This is a genomic window from Collinsella sp. LCP21S3_C7, assembly GCF_052118485.1.
In the GTDB taxonomy this organism is placed as follows: Bacteria; Actinomycetota; Coriobacteriia; order Coriobacteriales; family Coriobacteriaceae; genus Collinsella.
Genome location: NZ_JBQKHC010000011.1, coordinates 1 through 21,267 on the forward strand (window position 1 = coordinate 1; position 21,267 = coordinate 21,267).

Consider the following 21,267-nt stretch of genomic DNA (forward strand, 5'->3'; position numbering starts at 1 on the left):
CCGAGCGCGCCAGGTCCATCGCCCTCCACAGCCTGGGGGCCCCGCGGTTCGCCATGTCGTAGAAGTCGCAGGCCCTGCCGCATACGGGGCAGCGGCGCTGCTCGCGCTTGTAGGGCCGGACGCTCACGACGATGCGCTCGGCCTCGATGCGCGCGCCCAGGACGACCGTGCGGGCCAGACCGAGGGCGAGAAGTAGTAGACTCTTCATGCGTCACACCTCTTCGGTTGTCTGAATTTGGCTTAGCAATCATAGGCGGATGACGCGGAAACGGCCCCTCCCGGGGCCGTTTCAGTTCCAGATCGTTGTTTTCGCCCGCTGAGCTGGGCCTATGCCGGAATCTCTCCCACAGAAACCACCGAAGAGCCTGATTTTACGTCTGATCTCGCACTTTTCCATCTGGGTAACTTAGATAAAACTGGGGTTCGAACCAGTTTTCGAATGAGTAGGAATCACTTTCTTCCGTCCATTTGTCGTCGTCAATGAAGAATCTGAAATCATCGTCCCCGCAGATATCTTCGGGCCATTCATCCCAACCTAAATCTCTTGGATAGCCGTTTGCATCGAGATCGGTCTCATCGGATTCCCAGTCGGAAACGAGTTCGAATGACACGTCTCGGATCAGCCGTACAAGTAGTTCTTGTGCAACGGTGTGAGCCATTAAGTCATGTCCGTGTTTTGCTCTCAGGCGATATCTAATCAGATCTGCTCGCAATCTGAAAAGAAAGTCATAGTCGTACTTCATCAGGTATTGAGATGGAAGTAAGTCAATTATCCAGCTATCGGGGAGTTGTCCAACATGAGTCCCTTTTGGAAGATGAGAAAGGTCCTCAAGATCTTGATTAATATAGTCAAGCAGAATATCTGTGCCAAAGGCGAAGGACGCTGCACCCTTATAACCGTATTCGTCTTTTAAGAATTGGGACCAGGCGGCATGAGACGAATCGATCGCCAGCGATTCCTTTGTTGTGTCCTCATTAACAGTCTCTGCTGCGGAATCATCGGGGAAGTTTTTCCATTTAAGGACTTTGCATACAGCTGTTGCCTTGTCGCTTCGAATGGATTGGCCGCTCTCGTACTTACCCCATGTTTTTGCCCCGATACCGGCTCTGGAAGCTGCCTCTTCGATGCTTAGGCCCAGTTCTGCTCTCCTTGTTTTGATTTGGTTTGCTAGATTTTCGCTAACCTGGATCGTCTTTGGAGGCATCTTTGTTCCTTTCAGATACCGGAACGTATAGGATACCTACCATATTAATACTAAATAGGTGTTTGTAAAGCTGGTATGTTGTCAGTTTGCGTTTGATGGGGCTCGAACGAGAAAAAACGCGCGTCCACAGAATGTGTGCTGCGGACGCGCGTTTCTCTTATGGATGTTACCTTGGCGGACAGAAGATCGATGCACTTGATCCAATCGCCTTGTTTGCTTCTTCCTATCCCAGACGCTCCCTCAGCAGCTCCAGCGCGTGCGAATACCCCTGCAGACCCTCGCCGGTGATGGTGGCGAAGCAAGCCAGGCGCGCATAGCTCACCTGGCGGAAGTCTTCGCGGGTCTCGACGGCGCTAATGTGGACCTCAACGGCGGGGATGGCGACGGCTTTGAGGGCGTCGAGAATCGCCACGCTCGTGTGCGTGTAGGCGGCTGGGTTGATGACGATGCCGTCGACCTTGCCGTAGGCCTCCTGGATCTTGTCGACGATACTGCCCTCGTGGTTGGACTGGAAGACTTCGACCTCGTCAAAGCCCTGTGCGGCTCCTGCCTCCTGGCAGATCTGGACCAGGCGGTCGTAGTTGTCGCTGCCGTAGATGCCCGGCTCGCGAATGCCGAGCATGTTGAGGTTGGGGCCGTTGATGACGAGTGCTTTCATGGTTGCTTCCTTTGCGGTCTGGTTGGTGGCGGGGCTTGCTGTCTGCGACGTTTGCCCAGATAAAACCTGCCAAAATAAACCTGTCCCTTTTTGGCAGGTTTTAGAGGGTGTCGAGGAGGGCGCGGGCGGTGTTGGCGGCGCAGTCGCGTGAGTCGATGATGTAGTCGGCCCAGGCGCGGTAGCGCGGCATGCGCTGCGCGGCGAGCTTTTCGATGCCGTCGCGGGCGGTGATGGGGCGTCCCTTGTGGGCGAGCTCGTCGAGCTTGCGGTTGAGCATCACAATCTGACTGTTCTGGTGCAGCAGCGGGTAGTTCTCGTCACGCGTGACCACGCCGCCGCCGGTGGAGAGCACCAGGCCACTGCGCTTGGAGATGTTGGCCAGCGCCGCCGTCTCCTGCTCGCGGAATGCCGCCTCGCCGCGCTCGACGATAAAGTCGGCACAGGGCATGCCGAGACGCTCCTCGAGCGCGCGGTCCAAGTCGATGTGCTCGCGGCCCGTGAGCTGGGCGATCTGCTCGCCCACGCGGGTCTTGCCCGAGCCCGGCATGCCGATGAGCGCGATGTTCTGCTCGCGGCGAGACAAGCGCTCCGTCACATCCAGGATGCGCTCGCGCGGGGTAATCTGGCCGGTGTAGCGCTCAACAGCCTGTGCCGCCTGTGCCACAAGCATGAGCAGGCCACCGATGCAGGGGATGCCGCGGCGCTCGGCCTCGAGCATCAGTCCCGTGCGGGCGGGGTTGTAGACAATGTCGATGACGCCCTCGAGCGCATCGAGCCCTTCGAGCGTGCAGGGAGCGTCGGGGCAGTGGGGGAACATGCCGGCGGGCGTGCAGTTGACGAGCAGCGCCGCGTCGGACTGCTGTGCGATGTTCTCGTAGTTGACCTCGCTCGTGCGACCCACGGGCACCACGACGGCGCCCAGGTCACCGAGCACCATGCTGGCCGTGGTGCCCGCACCACCGGTGGCGCCGAGCACGAGGACCTTCTTTCCGGCAACCTCAACGCCCAGCTCCTCGACCAGGCACTGAAAGCCAAAGTAGTCGGTGTTGTCGCCGCGCAGGCGGCCGTCGGGCAGGCGTGTGATGGTGTTGACGTTGCCCATGCGCTTGGCCAGGGGACTCAGCTCGTCCAGGTAGTCCATGACGGCGCGCTTGTAGGGGATGGTCACGTTGGTGCCCTCCCACTCGTCGCCCGTCATAAAGGCTTCGAGGTCCTCGGGCTCGCGCTCAAAACGCACGTACTCCAGGCCCGCGAGCTCTTTGTAGATGGTCGGGGTGTAGCTGTGGCCCAGCACGCGTCCCAGCACGCCGTAGGGACGGGTTGCGGCGGTATCGGTCATCTAGAGCACCTCCGTGTAGCTGCCAAAGTAGGTGAAACTCTCGCACACGTCGTCAATCGAGTCGAGCAGGTCGTCGAGGGCCTTGCTGCCAAAGGGGCAGTCCAGGTCAAAGTAGAACATAAACTCAAAGTCGTGCCCGGGGATGGGGCGGCTCTCAAGCTTGATGAGGTTGATGTTGAGCGCGTAGAAGCGCTCGAGTACGCGGTAGAGGGCACCTGGCTCATTGGCCGTGGTGATCATAAGCGAAGTGCGGTTGGCACCGGGATAGACGCGCGGCTCGCGGCAGATGACAACAAAGCGCGTGTAGTTGTTGTCCGAGTCCTGGATGTTGGGCTCCAGCACCTCGAGGCCATACAGCGCGGCGCAGCTGCGTGAGGCGATGGCGGCGACGTCGGTGCGATCGGAGTTGGCGACCATCTCGGCCGACATGGCCGTGTTGGGGTACTTGGTGGCGTGCAGGCCGTGGGCTTCGATAAAGCCGGCACACTGGGCGATGGCCTGGCCATGGCTGTAGACCTCGCGCACGTCGGCGAGCTTGGTGCCGGGTTTGACGAGCAGGTTGTGATCGATCTTGAGGCGCAGCGAGCGCACGATATAGAAGTCGAACTGGGCGAGAAGATCGTAGACGGCGTTGACCGAGCCAGCGGTTGAGTTTTCGATGGGCAGCACGCCAAACTCGCAGAAGCCGTCGCGTACGGCGCGCATAACGCCCTCAAAGGTCTCAAAGAACGCGATATCGGGCACGTCGAAGAGCTTGCAAGCGGCGATTTGGCTGTAGGCGCCCTCGACGCCCTGGCAGGCGACGGTGGCCGTCTGAGGGAAAGGTGTGTCAAATGCTGCTGCCGTGGCATGGGCCTTTTGCGACACGGTGATGCCCTTGAGCTCGTTGATGTAGCGCTGCTGCTCGGCCTTGCTCATGCTCATGAGAAGGCGGAACAGGGTAATGGTCTGGGCCTCGTAGCGCTCGGGTGCTCGGCTGGCAAGGTTGTTGAGTTTGGAGCGCTCGCGGGCGGGGTCAAAGACGGCCTTGCCCATCTCGATCTTTGATTTGGCGACCTCGGTGGCAATATCCATGCGCTCGATAAAGCTATTGAGGAGCGTGGTATCAATGCCGTCGATGGCCTGGCGGATGTCGGCAAGGTCCATGGAGACCCCTTTCGTGAATCGTTGCCTAGGGTAGCTAATTTGGGACGGGGCTTTTTTAGCTACCCTTTGACTGGTGGCGAATCGATGGGTGCCGGGGCAAATACTCACTGGCATATGGGGGTAGCTAAAAAAGCCCCGTCCCAAATTAGCTACCCTCGGGGTGGGTGGGCTAAAGCTGGGCGGCGTCCTCGAGGAGGGCGTCCCAGATGGCGAGCGCTGCGGCTGCCTCGGCTACGGGGACGGCGCGCGGGACGATGCAGGGATCATGGCGGCCGTGGACCGAGAGCTCCGCATTTTCCATGGCGTCCATGTCCACGGTCTGCTGCTCGCGACCGATGGAGGGCGTCGGCTTTACGGCCATCCGCCACATGACGGGTGCGCCGGTGGAGATGCCGCCCAGGATGCCGCCGGCGTTGTTGGAATCGACCGCAATCTCGCCGGTCTCGGCATCTATGCGGTACGGATCGTTGTTCTCGCTGCCGCGCATGGCGGCCACGGCAAAGCCCATGCCAAACTCCACGCCCTTTACGGCGGGAATGCCAAAGGCGATCTGTGCGATGCGGTTCTCGACGCCGTCGAACATGGGGTCACCGATACCCGCGGGGAGCCCATAGATGCCGCACTCCACGATGCCGCCGATGCTATCGAGCTCATCGCGTGCGGCGAGAATTTCCTCGCGCATGCGGCCGGCTGCGGCGGCGTCAATGCAGGGCAGGTCGTTCGTAAGGATCGCCTTGCGGTCGGCCTCGCGATAGACCATGTCGTCCATGGGCAGGTCGGAGATGCCGCCGATCTGCGCGACGTGCGCCATCACCTGAATGCCGCGGGCCTCGAGTGCCTGCAGCGCGATGCCGCCGGCGATGCATAAGGGGGCCGTCAGGCGGCCGGAGAAATGCCCGCCACCGGCGACATCGTGCATGTTGTGGTACTTCACGCGCGCGGGGTAGTCCGCATGGCCCGGACGTGGCTTGCGGCGCAGCTCGGAATAGTCCTTGGAGCGCGTGTTGGTGTTCTCAATGATCGCAGCGATGGGCGCTCCGGTGGTGTGCCCATCGACCACACCGGCAATGATGTGCGCGGCGTCGGCCTCGCGGCGCTTGGTCGCGGTCTCGTCGCGACCGGGGGCGCGACGGTCCAAAAAGGCCTGCAACGCCTCCTGGTCAACGGCAATACCTGCCGGAATGCCATCGAGCGAGCAGCCGATGGCGGGGGAGTGCGACTGGCCGAAGATGCTTAAGTGCAATACGTTGCCAAAGGTCGAGGACATGCTATTCCTCCTCGAGCGTGACCTTGCCGCCCAGCAGGCGGTAGTGGTCAAAGAAATCGGGATAGGACTTGTTGACGGCCTCGGCGCCGTGGATCACAACTTCGCCGGTAGCACGGCTCGCGGCGATGGCGGCCATCATGGCGATACGATGGTCGTTGTGCGAATCGACCTCGCCGCCGGTAAAAGCATCGACACCCTTGATGATGAGGTCGTCGCCGGCAATGCGCACCTGTGCGCCCAGCGCGGTGAGCTCGCGGGTGGTAGTGGCCAAGCGATCGGATTCCTTGATGCGCAGGCGGGCACAATCGCGGATGAACGTGCGGCCTTGTGCCAGCGATGCCACGGCCGAGATAACGGGTACCAGGTCGGGAATGTCGTGGGCACTCATCTCAAAGCCGGCGAGCTTGTCGGACTGCACGGTGGCGGCGTTGGTGGAGCGCACGATGCGGGCACCAAAGCGCGAAAGCGCGGCGAGCACGTTGCGGTCGCCCTGCGCGGAGCTCAGTGATACGCCTTCCACAGTGATGGGGTCGGAGCCGATGGCGCCGGCACACAGCCAAAAGGCGGCGTTGGACCAGTCGCCCTCGACAGCCACGTTGCCGGGCGTGCGGTACGAGCCGCTGCTCACGCGGAAGTTTGTGACCTCGGGCTTGCCGTTTTTGGCGGGGATGCGCTCGACGTTGACCTCGACGCCGAAGGCCTTCATGGCCTGGATCGTCAGGTTGATATAGGGGCGACTCTCGATAAGGCCGGTCACCTGCACGCAGGAGGGCTGGGCCAGCAGCGGGGCTGCCAACAGTAGACCGGAGATGTACTGTGAGCTCACATTGCCCGGCAGGATAAAAGTACCCGGGCGCATGCGGCCGCTCGTCTTGAGCGGAAAGCCGCCCAGGCCCTGCAGGTCGCAGCCGGCGGCGATGATCTCGTCGGAGAGCGGGGAGAGCGGGCGGGCGCCCAGACGGCCCTGGCCCACAAACGTGGCCTCTGCCCCCAGCGCGCAGGCGACGGGCAGCATAAAGCGGAGCGTGGAGCCGCTCTCGCCGCAGTCGAGCGTGCCGCCGGCAAGTGCTTTGAGCAGGCCAAACTCAATACTCTTCATAGTGGGATGGACTTGGAAGCCATCCTCGACGGTCTCGATGCGGGCGCCGAGTGCCGTGAGGCAGCGCACCGTGGCCTCGATATCGGCGCAGGTGGTGTTGCAGGTCACATGCGTCTCACCGTTGGCAAGGGCGGCGCAGATGATCAGGCGGTGCGCCATCGACTTGGATGCGATGGCGGGGACGGTGCCCTTGAGTGGGGACGGAGTGATGCGGGCTAGCATGCGGAGGCGTCTCCCTTCTGGCCGAGGCCCTCGGCAATTAAATCATGGAAGGCGGAAAGCGGCGTGCGGTCGATGCTGCAGCGGCCAATGCCGTGCGGAATTACCAAGTCGATGGTGTCACCGGCTCGTTTTTTGTCGTGCAGTGCCTCGGCAAAGATGGCGTCGGCGGAAAGCTCGCAGCGGGTCTTGAGACCGTGGCGTGCGCAGAGCTCCTCGATGCGGCCGGGCAGCTCGGCGTCGCAAATGCCGTGCAGGGCTGCGGCGCGCGTGATGATGCCCATGCCGATCGACACGCAGTTGCCATGTCCCAGCTCAAAGTGCTCGCAGGCCTCGACAGCGTGTCCAGCGCTGTGTCCAAAGTTGAGCAGCTTGCGCTGGTTGGTCTCGCGCTCATCGGCGACAACCACGGCGCGTTTAATGTCGATATTGCGGGCGATGATGAGCGCCACACGGGCAACGTCGCGGTTGAGGAGCTCCAGCGTGAGCGGGGTCTTCTCCAACTCGGTGAAAAGCTCGGGGTCAGCGATCACGGCGTGTTTGACGACCTCTCCGCAACCGTCGGCGAACTGCTCGGGCGTGAGGGTGGCGAGACACCCCACGTCGGCAATAACAACACTCGGCTGCCAAAAGGCGCCGGCCAGGTTTTTGCCGGCAGCTAGGTCGATGGCCGTCTTGCCGCCCACCGACGAATCAACCATAGCGAGCAGGCTCGTGGGGATCTGCACAAACTTGCAGCCGCGCATGTAGGTGGCGGCCACAAAGCCGGCTACGTCGCCTACAACGCCGCCGCCGAGCGCCACGATCACGTCGGAGCGCGAGAGCTCGTGCTCGGCCACAAACTCCAAGATGTTGATGTAGGTATCGGCGCGCTTGTGGGCCTCGCCGGCCTCGAAGGTGCAGACACTCACCGTATAGCCCGCAGCCTCCAGGCTCTGCTTAACAGGCATTTGGTAGAGCGGGCCCACGTTGGTGTCCGTCACGATGACGGCTTTGGTACCGCCGGCGGTGGCGCGCACGAGCGGGCCCGCCTGCTCCAGCAAAAACGTGCCGACGTGCACCTGGTAGGGGCGTGCGGTGTCGATATCGATGGTAATCGCCATAAGCTTTGGTCCTTTCGACCTGGCGTGGTAGGTGGTCTAGTGGGTGGCCTCGTCGTCGAGCGCGCGCTTGATGCGGTCGCCCTCGGCAAGGAGATTCTCAAGATAACGCTGGTCGCGGTCCTTGAGCGCGCGGCTGTAGGCGCCGAGCGCCTCGATCAGATGGTCGATCTCAAAGGCAAGTGCGTCGGCGTCGTCGATCATGAGCTCCGACCACATTTGCGGGTTGAGGTGCGCCACGCGGGTAAGGTCGCGGTAGCTACCGGCCGAAAAACCGTGGTGGACCTGGGCGGTCGGGCTTTTGACGTAGGCGTTTGAGACGACGTGCGCGAGCTGGCTCGTAAAGGCGATCACGCGGTCGTGCTCGGCGGCGGTGGTCACGCTGAACTTGCCAAACCCTAAGGGGCGCACCATCTCGCGCACCTGGCCTAAAAGCTCAAGCTTGAGCGCATCGTCCACTGCAGGCGGCACGAGCACGAGTGGCGCGCCCTGGAACAGGTCGGCACGGGAGTGAGCGTAGCCCGAGTACTGGGTGCCCGCCATGGGGTGCGCGCCCACAAAGTAAAACCCGTGCTCGCGGGCGAGTTCGAAGGCACGCTCGCACACGATGCCCTTCACGCCCACGGTGTCAATCACCACGGGCCCCATGATGGCCTCGGTATCGGTGGCGTCGGCGAGTGCCTGGGCGTGCGCCTCGAGCCACTCGATGCAGGCCTCGGGGTAACAGGCCAGCACGATGATGTCGCACTCGCCGAGCGTCTCGTCGTTGAGCTCGCCGGCGACGGTGCCCATGCTGGCGGCCGTCATGACGTCATCGTCGGGGTCCCAGGCCAGCACGCGGACGCCCGCCTGCGCATAGCCGCGGGCAAAGCTGCCGCCGATCAGACCCAGGCCCACAACGCCGGCGCATTTGGGGCCGCCCTGGTTAACGCGCGCGTTTCTTACCGTACCCATGGGCTACTCCATGGTCTTTTGGCAGACGACCTCGCGGATGGCGCGGATACGGCGCATGGTGTCGTCAAACTGGTCGGGGGTGAGGGCCTGAGCACCGTCGGACCATGCGCGGCTGGGCTCGTCGTGGACCTCGATCTCCAGACCGTTGGCGCCGCATGCGGTCGCGGCGAGCGCCATGGGTTCAACGTAGCGGGTGTAGCCGGTGGCGTGGCTGGGGTCGGCCACGACGGGCAGGTGCGACAGGTGGTGCAGCACCGGCACGGCGTTGAGATCGAAGGTGTTACGGGTGCGGGTCTCGAAGGTGCGGATACCGCGCTCGCACAGGATAACGTTGTCGTTGCCCTCGCTCATGATGTACTCGGCAGCCATGAGCAGCTCGTCGACGGTGCCGGACATGCCGCGCTTGAGCAGAATCGGGGTCTGGGTCTTGCCGACCTCCTTGAGCAGGGGGAAGTTCTGCGCGTTGCGGGCGCCAATCTGCATGACGTCAATCTTCTTATCCAAGAAGACCTGCACGTCGCGCGGGTCCATGATCTCGGTGACGATCGGCATGTCGAGCTCGGCCGAGGCCTCGCATAGCAGGTCCAGGCCGGCGGGGCCCATGCCCTGGTAGGCGTAAGGGGAGGTGCGGGGCTTGTAGGCACCGCCTCGCAGCATCGTGGCGCCGGCGGCCTTTACGCGACGGGCGATGCGAATGAGGTTTTCGCCCTCGACGGAACAGGGTCCGGCGATGACCTGGAACTGGTCGCCGCCGATCTTGATGCCGTGGCCGCAGTCGATGACGGAGTCCTCGGGGTGAAACTTGCGGTTGGCACGCTTGAACGGCTCGGAGACGCGCTGCACACGCTCGACGACGTCCATGGACTCGAGCAGGAACGGGTCGATCTTGGTCGTATCGCCCACCAGGCCGATGATGGTCTCGTTCTCGCCGCGCGACACGTCGGTTTTGAGACCCTTCTTCTCAATCCAGCTGACGATGTGGCCGATGGCTTCATCGCTGGCGCTCTGCTTTAAAATTGCAATCATGGTGTGCCTCTCACCTCGATGGATAACCCGTGCAAAAACGGCCCGCAGTGCGAGCCGTATCATATGGTGCATGAGAGTTTATACTAATTATTTCACTTTTGCGTCCTAAAGTGAGCCGTTGCGCTTCGTCTCCCACGTAATTGCAGAGCTTTTTCTGTTATGTTGTTAGCTCATGGCGCACTTGGGTATAATGCCAACCGTTGGCCCTATTAGCTCAGGGGATTAGAGCGTCTGCCTCCGGAGCAGAAGGCCGTTGGTTCGAATCCAACATGGGGCACCATCGAACGTAAGACCGTCCGAACCTCGCATGGTCCGGGCGGTTTTTCTTATACCGACGCGACGTGATAGGACGTGGTATGGCAACGACGGATATCGAGCGCGGACTTTCGACCGCCGAGGTCGAGGAGCGCATTGCCGCCGGCAAGATCAACCGCAACATGGAGCTCAAGACCAAATCGGTTCGTGAGCTTATCATCGAAAATCTCTGCACGCTGTTCAATCTGATCAACGTGGTCTTAGCGATTTTGGTCATTATGACCGGATCGTTTAAGAACCTGACGTTCCTGTTCGTGGTGTTCCTCAATACTGCCATTGGCGTTATCCAGTCCATGCGCTCCAAGAAGATGGTCGATAAGCTCACACTCCTCACTTCTAAGAAGGCCATCGCGGTGCGCGATGGTGCCGAGGTGGAGCTCGACTTGGACCAGATCGTGCTCGACGACATCATTCGTCTGGGGCGCGGGGACCAGATACCTGCCGACGCCGTGGTGGTATCGGGCGAGGCGCTCGTTAACGAAAGTCTGTTGACAGGCGAGAGCGACCTTATTAAGAAGCAACCTGGTTCCGAGCTCATGAGCGGCAGCTTTATCGACTCGGGCCTGTTGCGTGCCCGCGTGGTCCATGTTGGTGCGGATAACTATGTGGCCAAGATCAACAACGAGGCCAAGTACGTCAAAAAGGTCAATTCCGAGATCATGAACGCGCTCAACGCCATCGTGCGTTTTGCAAGCGTCATCATGATTCCGCTTGGTCTGGCTCTGTTCGCCTCGAGTGTAAGTGGGTTGTGGGACGCCGCGGGCGCGCCGGGCGATAGCGCGCTTTCGTGGTGCTTTTCCGAGCTGCTGGCCGGTCGCGTGCCTTCGTCGGCGCTGCTGTCCACGGTTGGCGCTCTTTTGGGCATGATTCCGCAGGGCCTGGTGCTGTTGACCTCGTCAGTGCTTGCCATCGCCACGGTGCGCCTGGCGCGCCGCAAGGTACTCGCGCAGCAGCTCTATTGCATCGAGACGCTCGCGCGCGTCGACGTGCTGTGCCTGGACAAGACGGGCACTATCACGTCGGGTCGCATGGAGGTCGAGGGCACCTATCCGTTGCCCGTTGAGGGTGTGGGCTTGGCCCCGGACGAGGCACCTGTCCCCGTCGATACTACCGTGCTCGATTTTGCGCTTGCCAATGTCGCGCGCGCGACCTCGGCTGATGCCAATGAGACCTGCCAGGCGCTGCTCAACTACTACGCCGACCGCCCGGTCGAGGTGTCCGAGCCTCTGTCGGTCATTCCGTTTTCGTCCTCCAAAAAGTGGAGCGGCGCCTCGTTTGCGCAGGGCTCCTATGTGATGGGCGCGGCGCAATTTGTGCTTTCGGAGCGTATCTTTGCGCAGGTCGAAAATCGTGTGGCCGAGCTTGCCGACACCTGCCGCGTGCTCGTGGTGGCCCGTGTGGACGGCTTTACGCCCGATGGCGATATGGTGGGCGAGGCCGAGCCCGTGGGCTTTGTGACCATTCGCGATGAGATTCGCACTTCGGCCGCCGAGACCATCGGCTACTTTAACGAGCAGGGCGTGACCCTCAACGTGATCAGTGGCGACGACCCTCGTACGGTGTCGTCGATCGCGCGCGTGGTGGGCGTGCCGGGGGCGGACGCTTATGTGGACGCCACGACGCTCGATGCGCCGTCCAAGATTGATGCGGCGGTGGACCGCTATCACGTCTTTGGCCGCGTGACACCGCAGCAGAAGCGCGAGCTCGTGCAGGCGCTCAAGCGTCGTGGCCATACCGTTGCCATGACGGGCGACGGCGTCAACGATGTGCTGGCACTCAAGGAGGCGGACTGCTCCGTGGCCATGGCCGCCGGTTCCGACGCCGCACGCAACGTGGCCGAGATCGTGCTGGTCGATAACGACTTTGCCTCGATGCCCGCCGTGGTGGCCGAGGGCCGTCGCTCCATCAACAACCTGCAGCGTTCGGCCTCGCTGTTCCTGACCAAGACGCTGTTCTCGATGGGCCTGGCGGCGCTGTGCATCGCGCTGCCGCCGTATCCCTTTGAGCCTATCCAGATGACACTCATTAACTTCTTCTGCATCGGTGCGCCGGGCTTTGTGCTGGGCCTTGAGCCCAACAATGCCCGCGTGAAGGGGTCATTCTTGACCAACGTGCTCAAGCGCGCGCTGCCGGCGTCGGTTGCAGTCATTTTGGCCGCGGCGCTCGACATCTTTGTGGCGCGCGTGTTTGGCTTTAGCCAGCTCACGCTGTCGACGATGTGCCTTCTCACGTCGTGTGCGGCAAGCGTGAGCCTGATCTGGCGTATCTCGCAGCCGCTCACACCCTTGCGTGTGGTGCTCTTTGTATTTGTCGTCGTCGGCATCTTGGTGGGCGTTATCGGATTCCCCGAGCTGCTGTCTATCGCCAACTTGTCGATGGGCGAGGCAATTATCCTTCTGGTGATTGTGGTCTTTACTTGCAGCGTGTTCTTTAAACTCGCCACGATGATGGATTCGCTTAAGCCGCGTCGCCGCCATGCCGCCACTGGCTTTGGCCGCGGCGTGCGCGTTCGCTTGGGCCGCGGTGGCGGCAAGGTGAGCTCGACGGGCTCGACGGCCGAGCGTTTTGCCAAGCGCGTCGCCGCCGACATGGCGCAGCGCCGCGAAGATCGCACCGCTCGCGAGGCCGAGGCCCGCGCGCTCGAGGGCGTGGAAAAGACCCAGCCCAAGAAAAAGAAGGGCGCGGGCGCCAAGCGCTCGCGTGTGACCAAGTCCGCGCAGGGCATTAAGGTTTCGATGCCGAGCAAAAAGAAGAAGTAACCGCACCTCACAGGGTAGCTAATTTGGGACGGGGCTTTTTTAGCTACCCGGCTGATGATGCGATCTATTTGGCCGATTGGCGGCCAGGGTAGCTAAAAAAGCCCCGTCCCAAATTAGCTACCCTGCGATGTTGAATTGGTGCCCTGTGCCTTTAGGGGCGTAGCGATGTTATGCTCTAACCTCGATTGTTCGAATGATTCCGAAAAGAGGATGCCGTGATTTGCCCGCATTGTCTCAAGACCATAGAGGACGGCTCCTCGTTCTGCCCCTATTGCAATACCTATGTTGGCCCGGGCGATGGCCCCGAGCACACCGAGTTTGTGTTCTGCGAAGGCTGCGGTGCCCGTCTGTCGCCTCATGACCGTACCTGTTCCAAGTGCGGGCGCCCTGCCCCGGGCATTCTATCCGAGGATGCGGCCGCATCCGACCTGGCTGCTGGGCGCACGGCTGGTTTTCCCCGCCTGACACAGGAGCAGATCGATACCGAGGTGCCCCATGCGCCGGCCTCTGCCGCCGCGGTACTTTCCGATGCCGCCGATCCCAATGAGACCTGCGTGCTGCCGGCTTTCGACAGGGATTTTGGCATTCCCAAGGTCGATATCCCGCTGCCGGTGTCCCTTCGTGACGACGCTCAGTCCAAAAATCAAAAACCCAAGCGCAAGGTGCATCCTGACGAGGATGCCTACCACAAGCACAAGCGCCGTATTCCCAAGCCGCTCATCGTCATCGCGTTGCTCGCTGCCGTGTGCGGCAGTGCCTATTGGTTTGTGACGTCGGACCCCATGGGCGTTATGCCGGGCTTTTACGACCAGTTTGGCCAGGCCGCCAAGACGACGTTCCCCTCGCGCCAGAAGGGCGAGGCTACCGAGGAAGAGACCAAGTCCGACGATACCGCCGAGGTGGTCCAGGAGGAGACCGTCCTTTCCGACGACCAGCTCTATACCAAGCTCGACGGTCTGTATCGGACGATCGTGTCGTATGGCGACGATGATCAGATCGGCGAGGTTGTCGACTCGTTTAACAGCGGGTACCTGCGCACGCCGCTCTCCACGCGTCAGGAGCTGTCGCAGAGCGCTTATGCCCTGCGCGACCAGATCAAAAAGACCCAAGACGAGCTCAACAACCTTAAGGTGCAAGATGATACCGTCTACGCGGAGGATATCGAGCACCTCAAGCAGCTTGCCGAGTGGATGTACGAGCGCGTCGACATGATCTGCCAGAGCTGGGATATCTCGCTGTCCATTCCCGATGGCGAGTCGCTGAGCGCTCGCCAGAGTGAAATCTTGGCGCCCATCGCACAGGGCGGCAACAGCGCCCTTAACCAGTACGATGCCAATGTGAGCGCCTGGAAGCCGCAGCCGCGTTCGTAATTTGTTGCCCTCCGACGGCATAACCTGCGTGCGCAATTGATGGAAGCCCGTGCTTATTGCTACAATTCGTACAAATATGCTTTAAACGCACGAGGAAGGAACCGCATGTTTGGTTTTAAGAAAGAGCTTTATACGCCCGCGTACCAGCTCGCTGGTGACGAGTGTGCGATCATCGAGACGTCGAAGGGTACGATCAAGGTCAAATTTGACGGCGAGGGCGCTCCCATCCATGTGGCGAACTTCTGCGAGCTTTCCACCATGGGCTTTTATGACGGCCTTAAGTTTCACCGCTATGTGCCCGGCTTTGTGATCCAGGGCGGCGACCCCAATACCCGCGATATGTCCGGCGCTGACGTCGCCGCCGGCCTTGAGGGCCCCGACGGTATGCCCGGCACCGGTGGCCCCGGCTACTGCATCAAGGGAGAGTTTGCCACCAACCCGCGCAACAGCCATGTGGACGGTGCGCTTGCCATGGCACGTTCCATGGATCCCGATTCCGCGGGCTCCCAGTTCTACTTCTGCCTGGGTGCCCAGCACAATCTGGATTCCGGTTACACCGTCTTTGGCACCACGGTCGAGGGCCTCGACGTGATTTCGCAGCTGCGTGCCGGCGACGAGATCGTCCATGTCGAGATCGTTCACGAGTAAAAGGGGACTTCCTTGAATAGCCAGCTGATTCAACAGGGTCGAGCCGCTTATCGTGCGGGCGACTTTTCTGCAGCCGCTCAGATGCTCGGTGCGGCAAAGACCCCCAGCGAGATCATGGGCGAGGCCGACCATCTGCGTGGCAACGCTCTGATGCACCTGGGTATGTATGCCGAGGCTGCCGAGGCGTACGCGGCTGCCCTCAACGACGGCACCTATGGAAAGCGCGGCGCGCTGCTCACCAACCGCGGCAAGGCGCTCGCTGCCGTGGGTGACTATGTGACCGCAGCCCAGGCGTTCTCCGCCGCAACGCAGGATGCTTCCTATGCCACGCCGTTTAAGGCCTATCTGGGTCTTGGCAACGCGCTGTTCCAGTCGGGCGATTTCGCCAATGCAGGCACTGCCTTCCGCCAGGCCGCCATCGATGGCGCCAATCCAGCCCCCGCGGCCGCCCTTGGCGAACTCGGCCGCTGCTTCATCAAACTTGGCCGACCGGCGGACGCCGTGGAGACCTATCGCACGGCCATCGACTTTGCCGGTCCGCGCGATGACACGCGTGCGCTTAACGCGGGTATGGGCGAGGCGCTTTCTGCCGCGGGTCGTCCTTCCGAGGCGCTCGATGCCTTTAATGCCGCCACCGCCGACGGCATCTATCAGCTCACGCCCGAGCAGGCCGATGAGCTTGCCCGCGTGCACGATTCACTTGCCGCGCTTTCGGCCCAGACCGCCATGGCCATGGCCCCGGCGCCCGCCATGGATACGACTGCTGTCGATTCGCTCGATCCCACGGGTGCCACTGGCCAGTTTATGCCCGATCCGTCCGACACGGGCTTCTTTACGCTGTCCGAGTCCGAGATGGTCCAGCAGGATCGTCAGGACCGCAAGCAGGCCAAGGTCCGTCGTCGCCATCGCCATACGGGCCTCAAGGTCTTCCTGGTTTTGCTTCTGCTGATTGTTCTTGCCGCGGGCGGTTTGGGCTTTGCCTACACGCGCGGCATGGGTATCCCCTCGCAGGAGTCCGTCATCACCGATCTGTTCCAGGCTGCCGGCGACGGTGATACCGCCAAGGCCGAGTCCTGCCTGGCCTCCAGTCTGTCCGAGGACGCCAAGGCGATGATTATCTCCTCGATCCCGCAGGGCGCCACCGTCTCCATCGAGGGCATGGATCAGTCCATGACCGAGACCACCGCGAAGGTGAAGGCTTCCCTGTCCAAGGGCGGCGAGCAGGAATATACCGTCAAATTCGTGCGCTCCGATAACCATATCGGCTGGGCGGTATCTTCGCTCGACATCGATTTCTCGGCCGCTGACAACCAGTAGTGACCTTATGAGATTTGGCGCTGCCCGGTGCTTCACCGCAAGTGAGGTGCCGGGCTTGCGCTAGTATGATGAGCTAGTAGTTTTCCAGCAATCATTCAACACATCAGGAGTTGCGTTGTTTTCTTTGATGGACATGTTCTTCGGTAGCTATGCGGGCGATCTAGCCATCGACCTCGGCACCGCCAATACGCTTGTCTCTGTGCGCGGCAAGGGCATCGTCATTCGCGAGCCTTCCGTCGTCGCCATCGACAAAAACGATGAGCGCATTCTTGCAGTCGGTATCGAGGCCAAGCGTATGCTTGGCCGTACGCCCGGCAACATTGTGGCCGTGCGTCCTCTTAAGGATGGCGTTATCGCCGACTTCGATGTCACCGAGGCCATGCTTCGCTACTTCATTGATAAGGCTTCCGAGAAGCGCTATCCGTGGACCCCTCGTCCGCGCGTCGTCGTATGCGTTCCCTCTGGTGTCACGTCGGTCGAGAAGCGCGCCGTGTTCGAGGCTACGATTCAGGCTGGCGCTCGCCAGGCCTATCTGATCGAGGAGCCTATGGCCGCGGCTATCGGCGCTGACTTGCCTGTCGAGGAGCCGACCGGCTCCATGGTCATCGATATCGGTGGCGGCACCACCGAGGTCGCCGTTATCGCCATGGGCGGTATCGTCGTGTCGCAGTCCATCCGTATTGCCGGCGACGAGTTCGATCAGGCTATCCTCACGCATGTTCGCGATGCCTACAATTTGGCCATCGGCGAGCGCACGGCCGAGGACATTAAGATTAAGGTCGGCTCTGCCGTGCCGCTCAAGGACGAGCTTGACGTCGAGGTCAATGGCCGCGACGTGATCACGGGCCTGCCCAAGACCGTGCGCATCGAGAGCGAGGAGATTCGTCGTGCGCTCAATAAGCCGCTCGACGAGATGGCCAAGGCCGTCAAGGACGCACTCGACGCCACGCCGCCCGATCTTGCCTCGGACCTTATGTACTACGGCATTCTGCTGACCGGCGGCGGTGCGCTGCTGCGCGGCCTCGACGTCCGCTTGCGCGATGAGACAGGCGTTTCGGTCAACGTGAGCCCCACGGCGCTCGACAACGTCGTAAACGGTTGCGCTCGCGTGCTCGAGGCCAACGCGTTTGACGGCGGTTTCGTCCAGACCAACGCTTAATTTCCAAAAGGTGGATTCCATTTGGCACGTTCTTCGGGTTTCTCTTCAAATCTGAATACCAAACGACAATCAACGGGTATGCGCCCGTTGATTGTTTTCAGCCTGATTTCTGTGTTGCTGCTCACGTTTTACATTCGAGAGGGCGAGGCCGGGCCGATACATGCCGTGCGTTCGGGCGTCACGACAATCACCTCTCCGGTGCGTTTCGTTGGCTCGGCGGTGGCGGCGCCATTCAATGCCATCGGCAACGTGTTCTCCAACCTCACCGCTTCGCAGGAGTCGCTCGACGACCTTAAGAAGCAAAACGAGGTTCTCACTTCCAAGGTCGCGGAGCTTTCCGAAGCCCAAAAGACCGCTGAGCGCCTTGAGGGTCTTGTGGGCCTGCAGTCGACCTATAACCTCAAGTCCACTGCGGCTCGTATTGTCGGAGCCTCGGGTGACGCCTGGACGTCGACCGTCACCATCGATAAGGGTTCTGCCGACGGGCTTACCATCAACATGCCCGTGACGAGCTCGGCCGGCGTCATCGGCCAGATTATCGAGGTTTCGGCCAAGACATCGACCGTGCGCCTGATTGGCGACGAGAACTCTGGTGTGTCCGCCATGGTGCAGGAAACGCGCGCACAAGGCATGCTGCAGGGTCAGCCCGATGGCACGCTGCGTCTTGAGTACGTGAGCGTCGACTCCGATGTTAAGGTGGGCGATATCATCGTGACCTCGGGCATCGGTGGCGTGTTCCCCAAGGGACTGCCGCTCGGCACCGTGTCTTCGGTCGAGAAGTCGGCTAACGACGTGTACTACACCATTGTGGTACGTGCGCAGACCACGGCCGAAAATAACGAGGAAGTGCTCGTCATCACCTCGCTTACCGATGAGCAGTCGGCTTCGGACGATGATGTGAGCTCGGCCAATAGTACCCCGCAGGGCTCGTCGCGCGATGCCGCGACTCAGTCTAAGGACGAGAAATCGGATGATGATTCCGACACGTCCAAAGCGTCCGATTCTGGATCGAGCGAATAGGGAGGCATGTCCATGGATCTACACGAGCAGGGGACTGGCTCCCGCGCCTTTGCAATCGCCGCTATCGTCTGCGTGCTGCTGCAGGCGGGACTGGCACCGCAAATCTCCATCGCGGGTGGCCGCGTCAACTTTATGATCATCTTGGTGTGTCTGAGCGTGTTTTCGGGCGACCCTACGCGTGCCGTCGTGTGCGGCTTTTGCAGCGGTCTGTTTTACGACCTTTCCGCCGCCGTGCCGGTGGGCGTTATGTCGCTGCTGCTGACCGTGGGCAGTTTTGCTTTGGTGCACAGCGCGGCTGGTCAGACGGGCGGCTCGCCGAGCGCGCGCGGCATTACCGTGGGCGCCTTTGCGCTTGCCATCAACGTGGTCTACAGCATCATCTTGCTGTTTATGGGTCTGGAGACGAGCTTTGTGGTGGCCATCTTTGGGCACGCTCTGCCGTCCTCGATCCTGACGGGCTTGATTGCCATTCCGTTTTTGATGTCCGGTGCCGCTCCGCAGTCTGGCTATGGGTTCTCCGCGCGCAGTGGGCGTCAGACGGGCATGCGCTTTAAGCCCAAGACCCGTAAGCTCAAATAGGGGAGGCCTCAAGATGTCTTCCCAGTTGACGGTTGTTGTCGCCGGTATCGCGCTGGTCGTGGCCATTGTGGTCGCGCTGGTCATCATGCGCCGCGGCGACTCCCGCTTTACCTACGACACACAGCACGGAACGGCCCCGCGCGCCACCGAGGGCGAGGGCAATACGGCCGCCACGGCCTTCAAGGGCCGTTTTTCCATCCTCACCACGGGTGTGGGTGCCATGTTTGCCGCGCTTGCCGTTAAGCTGTGGGGCATGCAGATGGTCTCGTCGGACTACTACGACAAGCAGGCCAAGAGCAATCAGACCCGTACCGTTACCACGCCGGCCGTGCGTGGCCGCATCTTGGACCGCAACGGCGTCGCACTGGTGCAAAACCGCCCCTCGCTCGCCGTCGTCGCCTATCGCGATCTTGCCGACGACAAGGTGCTGGTGCGTCATCTTGCCAACGTGCTCGGCATGCCGTATGTCGCGGTGCTGCGCAACATCCAGGACAATTCCGAGGGCGCGCAGAGCCTGCATACGATCGCGACTGACGTGCGCCGCTCTACCGTCGCCTACATTCAGGAGCACGCCGGTGAGTTTCCCGGCGTGAAGATCGCCGAGCGCACCGAGCGCCAGTACCCGTATGGCGAGACCGCCTGCCATATTTTGGGCTATACCGGTACCATTACCTCCGAGCAGCTCGAGGCGCAGAACAAGAAGTCGTCGGACGGCAACGAAAGCGCGGCTGGCCAGATCTCGTATCAATCGGGCGATATTGTGGGTCAGGCGGGCGTAGAGATTTACTACGAAAACCTACTGCAGGGCATTCGCGGTGAGCAGACCGTGAAAGTTGACGCCTCGGGTAACGTTACCGGTCAAGCCGGCGCCGTTCCCGCCAAGGCCGGTTCTGACATTAAGCTTACGCTCGATCTTAAGATTCAACAGGCCTGCGAGACGGCTCTGGCGAATGCCATTGAGCTTGCCAAGACTACGGGCCATAGCAATGCCGGCAACGGTGCCGTGGTGTGCCTTGACCCCAACAACGGCGAGATCTTGGGCATGGCAAGCGAACCCAAGTTTGATCCTTCTGTCTTTATCGGCGGCGTTTCCAATGACGTGTGGACCGAGCTTAACGATGACGAGGGCTCGCATCCGCTGCTCAACCGCGCCATTAGCGGCCAGTACATGTCCGCCTCGACCATCAAACCCCTCTCGGCGTTGGCTGGCCTCGAATTTGGCACGTACACTTCGAGTCAAACGACCAACTGCACGGGATATTGGACCGGCTTGGGCAAATCTTGGGGAAAGTACTGCTGGCTGCACTCCGGCCACGGCACGATGACGCTGCAGTCCGGTATCGCCAACTCCTGCGACCCCGTGTTCTACGATATGGGCAAGGCCTTTTTCTACAACGACCAGCATCCCGAAGGCCTGCAAGAGGTCTTTCGTCGTTGGGGCCTGGGCAAGACCTGCGGCATCGACCTGCCGAGTGAGGGCGCGGGCCGCATTCCCGATGCAGAGTGGAAAGAGTCGTACTTTACCGACGCCTCGGCCGAGGACCGCAAGTGGAATGCCGGCGATATGACCAACATCGCCATCGGCCAGGGCGACATTCTGGTGACACCGCTGCAGATGGCCTGCGCCTACATGGGTATTGCCAACGGCGGCAAACAGTATGTGCCGCATGTGTTCTTGTCTGCTGTCTCGCGTGATGGCGACGGCGATGCCTACAAGTACAACGGCAAGGGCAAAAAGAAGCGCCTTGAGGCCCAAATTAACAACGATGCCGATCTTGCGCTGGTCCGCAACGGCATGCACGATGTTATTTACTCGGCGTCGACTTCGACCGCCGCGCACTTTAACTCCCTGACCCCTACGGTCTACGGCAAGTCCGGCACGGGCGAGAAGAGCGGCGAGGACGATTACGCGTGGTTTTGCGCCTACGCGCCGGCCGATGACCCCAAGTACGTGATCGCCACTGTCTTGGAACAGGGCGGTGGCGGCTCCGATACCGCGCTGCACGTTGTGCGCGATGTCCTCGGTGCGATTTATGACGAGCCCGACACGTCGACGGCCACGGGCGATTCCTCGGTTCGATAGGAGG

The 21,267-nt window shown here is 61.4% G+C and carries 18 protein-coding genes and 1 tRNA gene; 9 read left to right on the forward strand and 10 right to left on the reverse strand.

Translation table 11 applies throughout. The features are described from left to right. The 10 genes from ACTQ1E_RS05455 to aroF all read right to left on the reverse strand — a co-directional run. The coding region (locus tag ACTQ1E_RS05455; RefSeq protein WP_441565177.1) for a hypothetical protein at positions 1-208 on the reverse strand (208 nt) is incomplete at its 3' end. A gap of 163 nt (positions 209-371) precedes the next feature. After that, positions 372-1,205, reverse strand: a complete 834-nt coding sequence (locus tag ACTQ1E_RS05460; RefSeq protein ID WP_441565179.1) for a helix-turn-helix domain-containing protein — start codon at positions 1,203-1,205, stop codon at positions 372-374. 223 nt (positions 1,206-1,428) lie between these two features. Beyond that, positions 1,429-1,863 carry a type II 3-dehydroquinate dehydratase gene (aroQ, locus tag ACTQ1E_RS05465; protein ID WP_441565181.1) on the reverse strand — a complete coding sequence of 145 codons (435 nt, stop codon included), beginning with the start codon at positions 1,861-1,863 and terminating at the stop codon, positions 1,429-1,431. Between the two features lie 100 nt (positions 1,864-1,963). Then, positions 1,964-3,202: a shikimate kinase gene (locus tag ACTQ1E_RS05470; RefSeq protein WP_441565183.1), complete on the reverse strand. Its 1,239-nt coding sequence runs from the start codon at positions 3,200-3,202 to the stop codon at positions 1,964-1,966. Beyond that, the gene (pheA, locus tag ACTQ1E_RS05475; RefSeq protein ID WP_441565185.1) at positions 3,203-4,348 is read right to left on the reverse strand and encodes a prephenate dehydratase; all 1,146 of its coding nucleotides are present in this window, start codon (positions 4,346-4,348) and stop codon (positions 3,203-3,205) included. 169 nt (positions 4,349-4,517) lie between these two features. Next, entirely contained in the window at positions 4,518-5,615 is a 1,098-nt protein-coding gene (gene aroC, locus ACTQ1E_RS05480; RefSeq protein ID WP_441565187.1) for a chorismate synthase, read from the reverse strand. A 1-nt stretch (position 5,616) separates the two neighbouring features. Next, a complete protein-coding gene (gene aroA / locus ACTQ1E_RS05485; protein WP_427794801.1) occupies positions 5,617-6,936 on the reverse strand; it encodes a 3-phosphoshikimate 1-carboxyvinyltransferase in 1,320 nt (439 codons plus the stop codon). Then, entirely contained in the window at positions 6,930-8,036 is a 1,107-nt protein-coding gene (gene aroB, locus ACTQ1E_RS05490; protein WP_441565189.1) for a 3-dehydroquinate synthase, read from the reverse strand. Before aroB ends, aroA begins: the two co-directional genes overlap by 7 nt. Before the next feature lie 36 nt (positions 8,037-8,072). After that, positions 8,073-8,987 carry a prephenate dehydrogenase gene (locus ACTQ1E_RS05495; protein WP_441565191.1) on the reverse strand — a complete coding sequence of 305 codons (915 nt, stop codon included), beginning with the start codon at positions 8,985-8,987 and terminating at the stop codon, positions 8,073-8,075. A 3-nt stretch (positions 8,988-8,990) separates the two neighbouring features. Next, entirely contained in the window at positions 8,991-10,013 is a 1,023-nt protein-coding gene (aroF, locus tag ACTQ1E_RS05500) for a 3-deoxy-7-phosphoheptulonate synthase (RefSeq protein WP_441565193.1), read from the reverse strand. Positions 10,014-10,216: 203 nt separating this feature from the next. On the opposite strand from aroF, the gene ACTQ1E_RS05505 reads away from it, so the two are divergent. From ACTQ1E_RS05505 to mrdA, 9 genes are all read left to right on the forward strand, one after another. Further along, positions 10,217-10,293 (forward strand) — tRNA-Arg (locus ACTQ1E_RS05505). A 76-nt stretch (positions 10,294-10,369) separates the two neighbouring features. After that, the gene (locus tag ACTQ1E_RS05510) at positions 10,370-13,087 is read left to right on the forward strand and encodes an HAD-IC family P-type ATPase (RefSeq protein ID WP_441565195.1); all 2,718 of its coding nucleotides are present in this window, start codon (positions 10,370-10,372) and stop codon (positions 13,085-13,087) included. A gap of 215 nt (positions 13,088-13,302) precedes the next feature. Then, complete coding sequence (locus ACTQ1E_RS05515) at positions 13,303-14,457, forward strand: zinc ribbon domain-containing protein (protein ID WP_154516175.1); 1,155 nt, start codon at positions 13,303-13,305, stop codon at positions 14,455-14,457. A gap of 105 nt (positions 14,458-14,562) precedes the next feature. After that, entirely contained in the window at positions 14,563-15,105 is a 543-nt protein-coding gene (locus tag ACTQ1E_RS05520; RefSeq protein ID WP_441565197.1) for a peptidylprolyl isomerase, read from the forward strand. 12 nt (positions 15,106-15,117) lie between these two features. Further along, a complete protein-coding gene (locus tag ACTQ1E_RS05525) occupies positions 15,118-16,422 on the forward strand; it encodes a tetratricopeptide repeat protein (RefSeq protein WP_441565199.1) in 1,305 nt (434 codons plus the stop codon). 127 nt (positions 16,423-16,549) lie between these two features. Further along, positions 16,550-17,581 (forward strand): rod shape-determining protein, encoded by a 1,032-nt coding sequence (locus ACTQ1E_RS05530; RefSeq protein ID WP_006236061.1) that lies wholly within the window; start codon positions 16,550-16,552, stop codon positions 17,579-17,581. Positions 17,582-17,659: 78 nt separating this feature from the next. Beyond that, positions 17,660-18,601, forward strand: coding sequence for a rod shape-determining protein MreC (mreC, locus tag ACTQ1E_RS05535; protein WP_441565201.1), 942 nt, complete (start codon positions 17,660-17,662; stop codon positions 18,599-18,601). Between the two features lie 12 nt (positions 18,602-18,613). Then, entirely contained in the window at positions 18,614-19,180 is a 567-nt protein-coding gene (locus ACTQ1E_RS05540; RefSeq protein ID WP_441565203.1) for a hypothetical protein, read from the forward strand. A 13-nt stretch (positions 19,181-19,193) separates the two neighbouring features. Further along, positions 19,194-21,263: a penicillin-binding protein 2 gene (mrdA, locus tag ACTQ1E_RS05545; RefSeq protein ID WP_154516187.1), complete on the forward strand. Its 2,070-nt coding sequence runs from the start codon at positions 19,194-19,196 to the stop codon at positions 21,261-21,263. Positions 21,264-21,267: the final 4 nt, after the last annotated feature.

Coding starts and splice junctions, on each gene's coding strand:
- ACTQ1E_RS05510 (WP_441565195.1), top strand. CDS start 10,370: ATGGCAACGACGGATATCGAGCGCGGACTTTCGACCGCCGAGGTCGAG.
- ACTQ1E_RS05470 (WP_441565183.1), bottom strand. CDS start 3,202: ATGACCGATACCGCCGCAACCCGTCCCTACGGCGTGCTGGGACGCGTG.
- ACTQ1E_RS05460 (WP_441565179.1), bottom strand. CDS start 1,205: ATGCCTCCAAAGACGATCCAGGTTAGCGAAAATCTAGCAAACCAAATC.
- aroQ (WP_441565181.1), bottom strand. CDS start 1,863: ATGAAAGCACTCGTCATCAACGGCCCCAACCTCAACATGCTCGGCATT.
- ACTQ1E_RS05530 (WP_006236061.1), top strand. CDS start 16,550: ATGGACATGTTCTTCGGTAGCTATGCGGGCGATCTAGCCATCGACCTC.
- aroB (WP_441565189.1), bottom strand. CDS start 8,036: ATGGCGATTACCATCGATATCGACACCGCACGCCCCTACCAGGTGCAC.
- aroA (WP_427794801.1), bottom strand. CDS start 6,936: ATGCTAGCCCGCATCACTCCGTCCCCACTCAAGGGCACCGTCCCCGCC.
- aroC (WP_441565187.1), bottom strand. CDS start 5,615: ATGTCCTCGACCTTTGGCAACGTATTGCACTTAAGCATCTTCGGCCAG.
- mrdA (WP_154516187.1), top strand. CDS start 19,194: ATGTCTTCCCAGTTGACGGTTGTTGTCGCCGGTATCGCGCTGGTCGTG.
- ACTQ1E_RS05540 (WP_441565203.1), top strand. CDS start 18,614: ATGGATCTACACGAGCAGGGGACTGGCTCCCGCGCCTTTGCAATCGCC.
- pheA (WP_441565185.1), bottom strand. CDS start 4,348: ATGGACCTTGCCGACATCCGCCAGGCCATCGACGGCATTGATACCACG.
- ACTQ1E_RS05495 (WP_441565191.1), bottom strand. CDS start 8,987: ATGGGTACGGTAAGAAACGCGCGCGTTAACCAGGGCGGCCCCAAATGC.
- aroF (WP_441565193.1), bottom strand. CDS start 10,013: ATGATTGCAATTTTAAAGCAGAGCGCCAGCGATGAAGCCATCGGCCAC.
- ACTQ1E_RS05520 (WP_441565197.1), top strand. CDS start 14,563: ATGTTTGGTTTTAAGAAAGAGCTTTATACGCCCGCGTACCAGCTCGCT.
- mreC (WP_441565201.1), top strand. CDS start 17,660: ATGCGCCCGTTGATTGTTTTCAGCCTGATTTCTGTGTTGCTGCTCACG.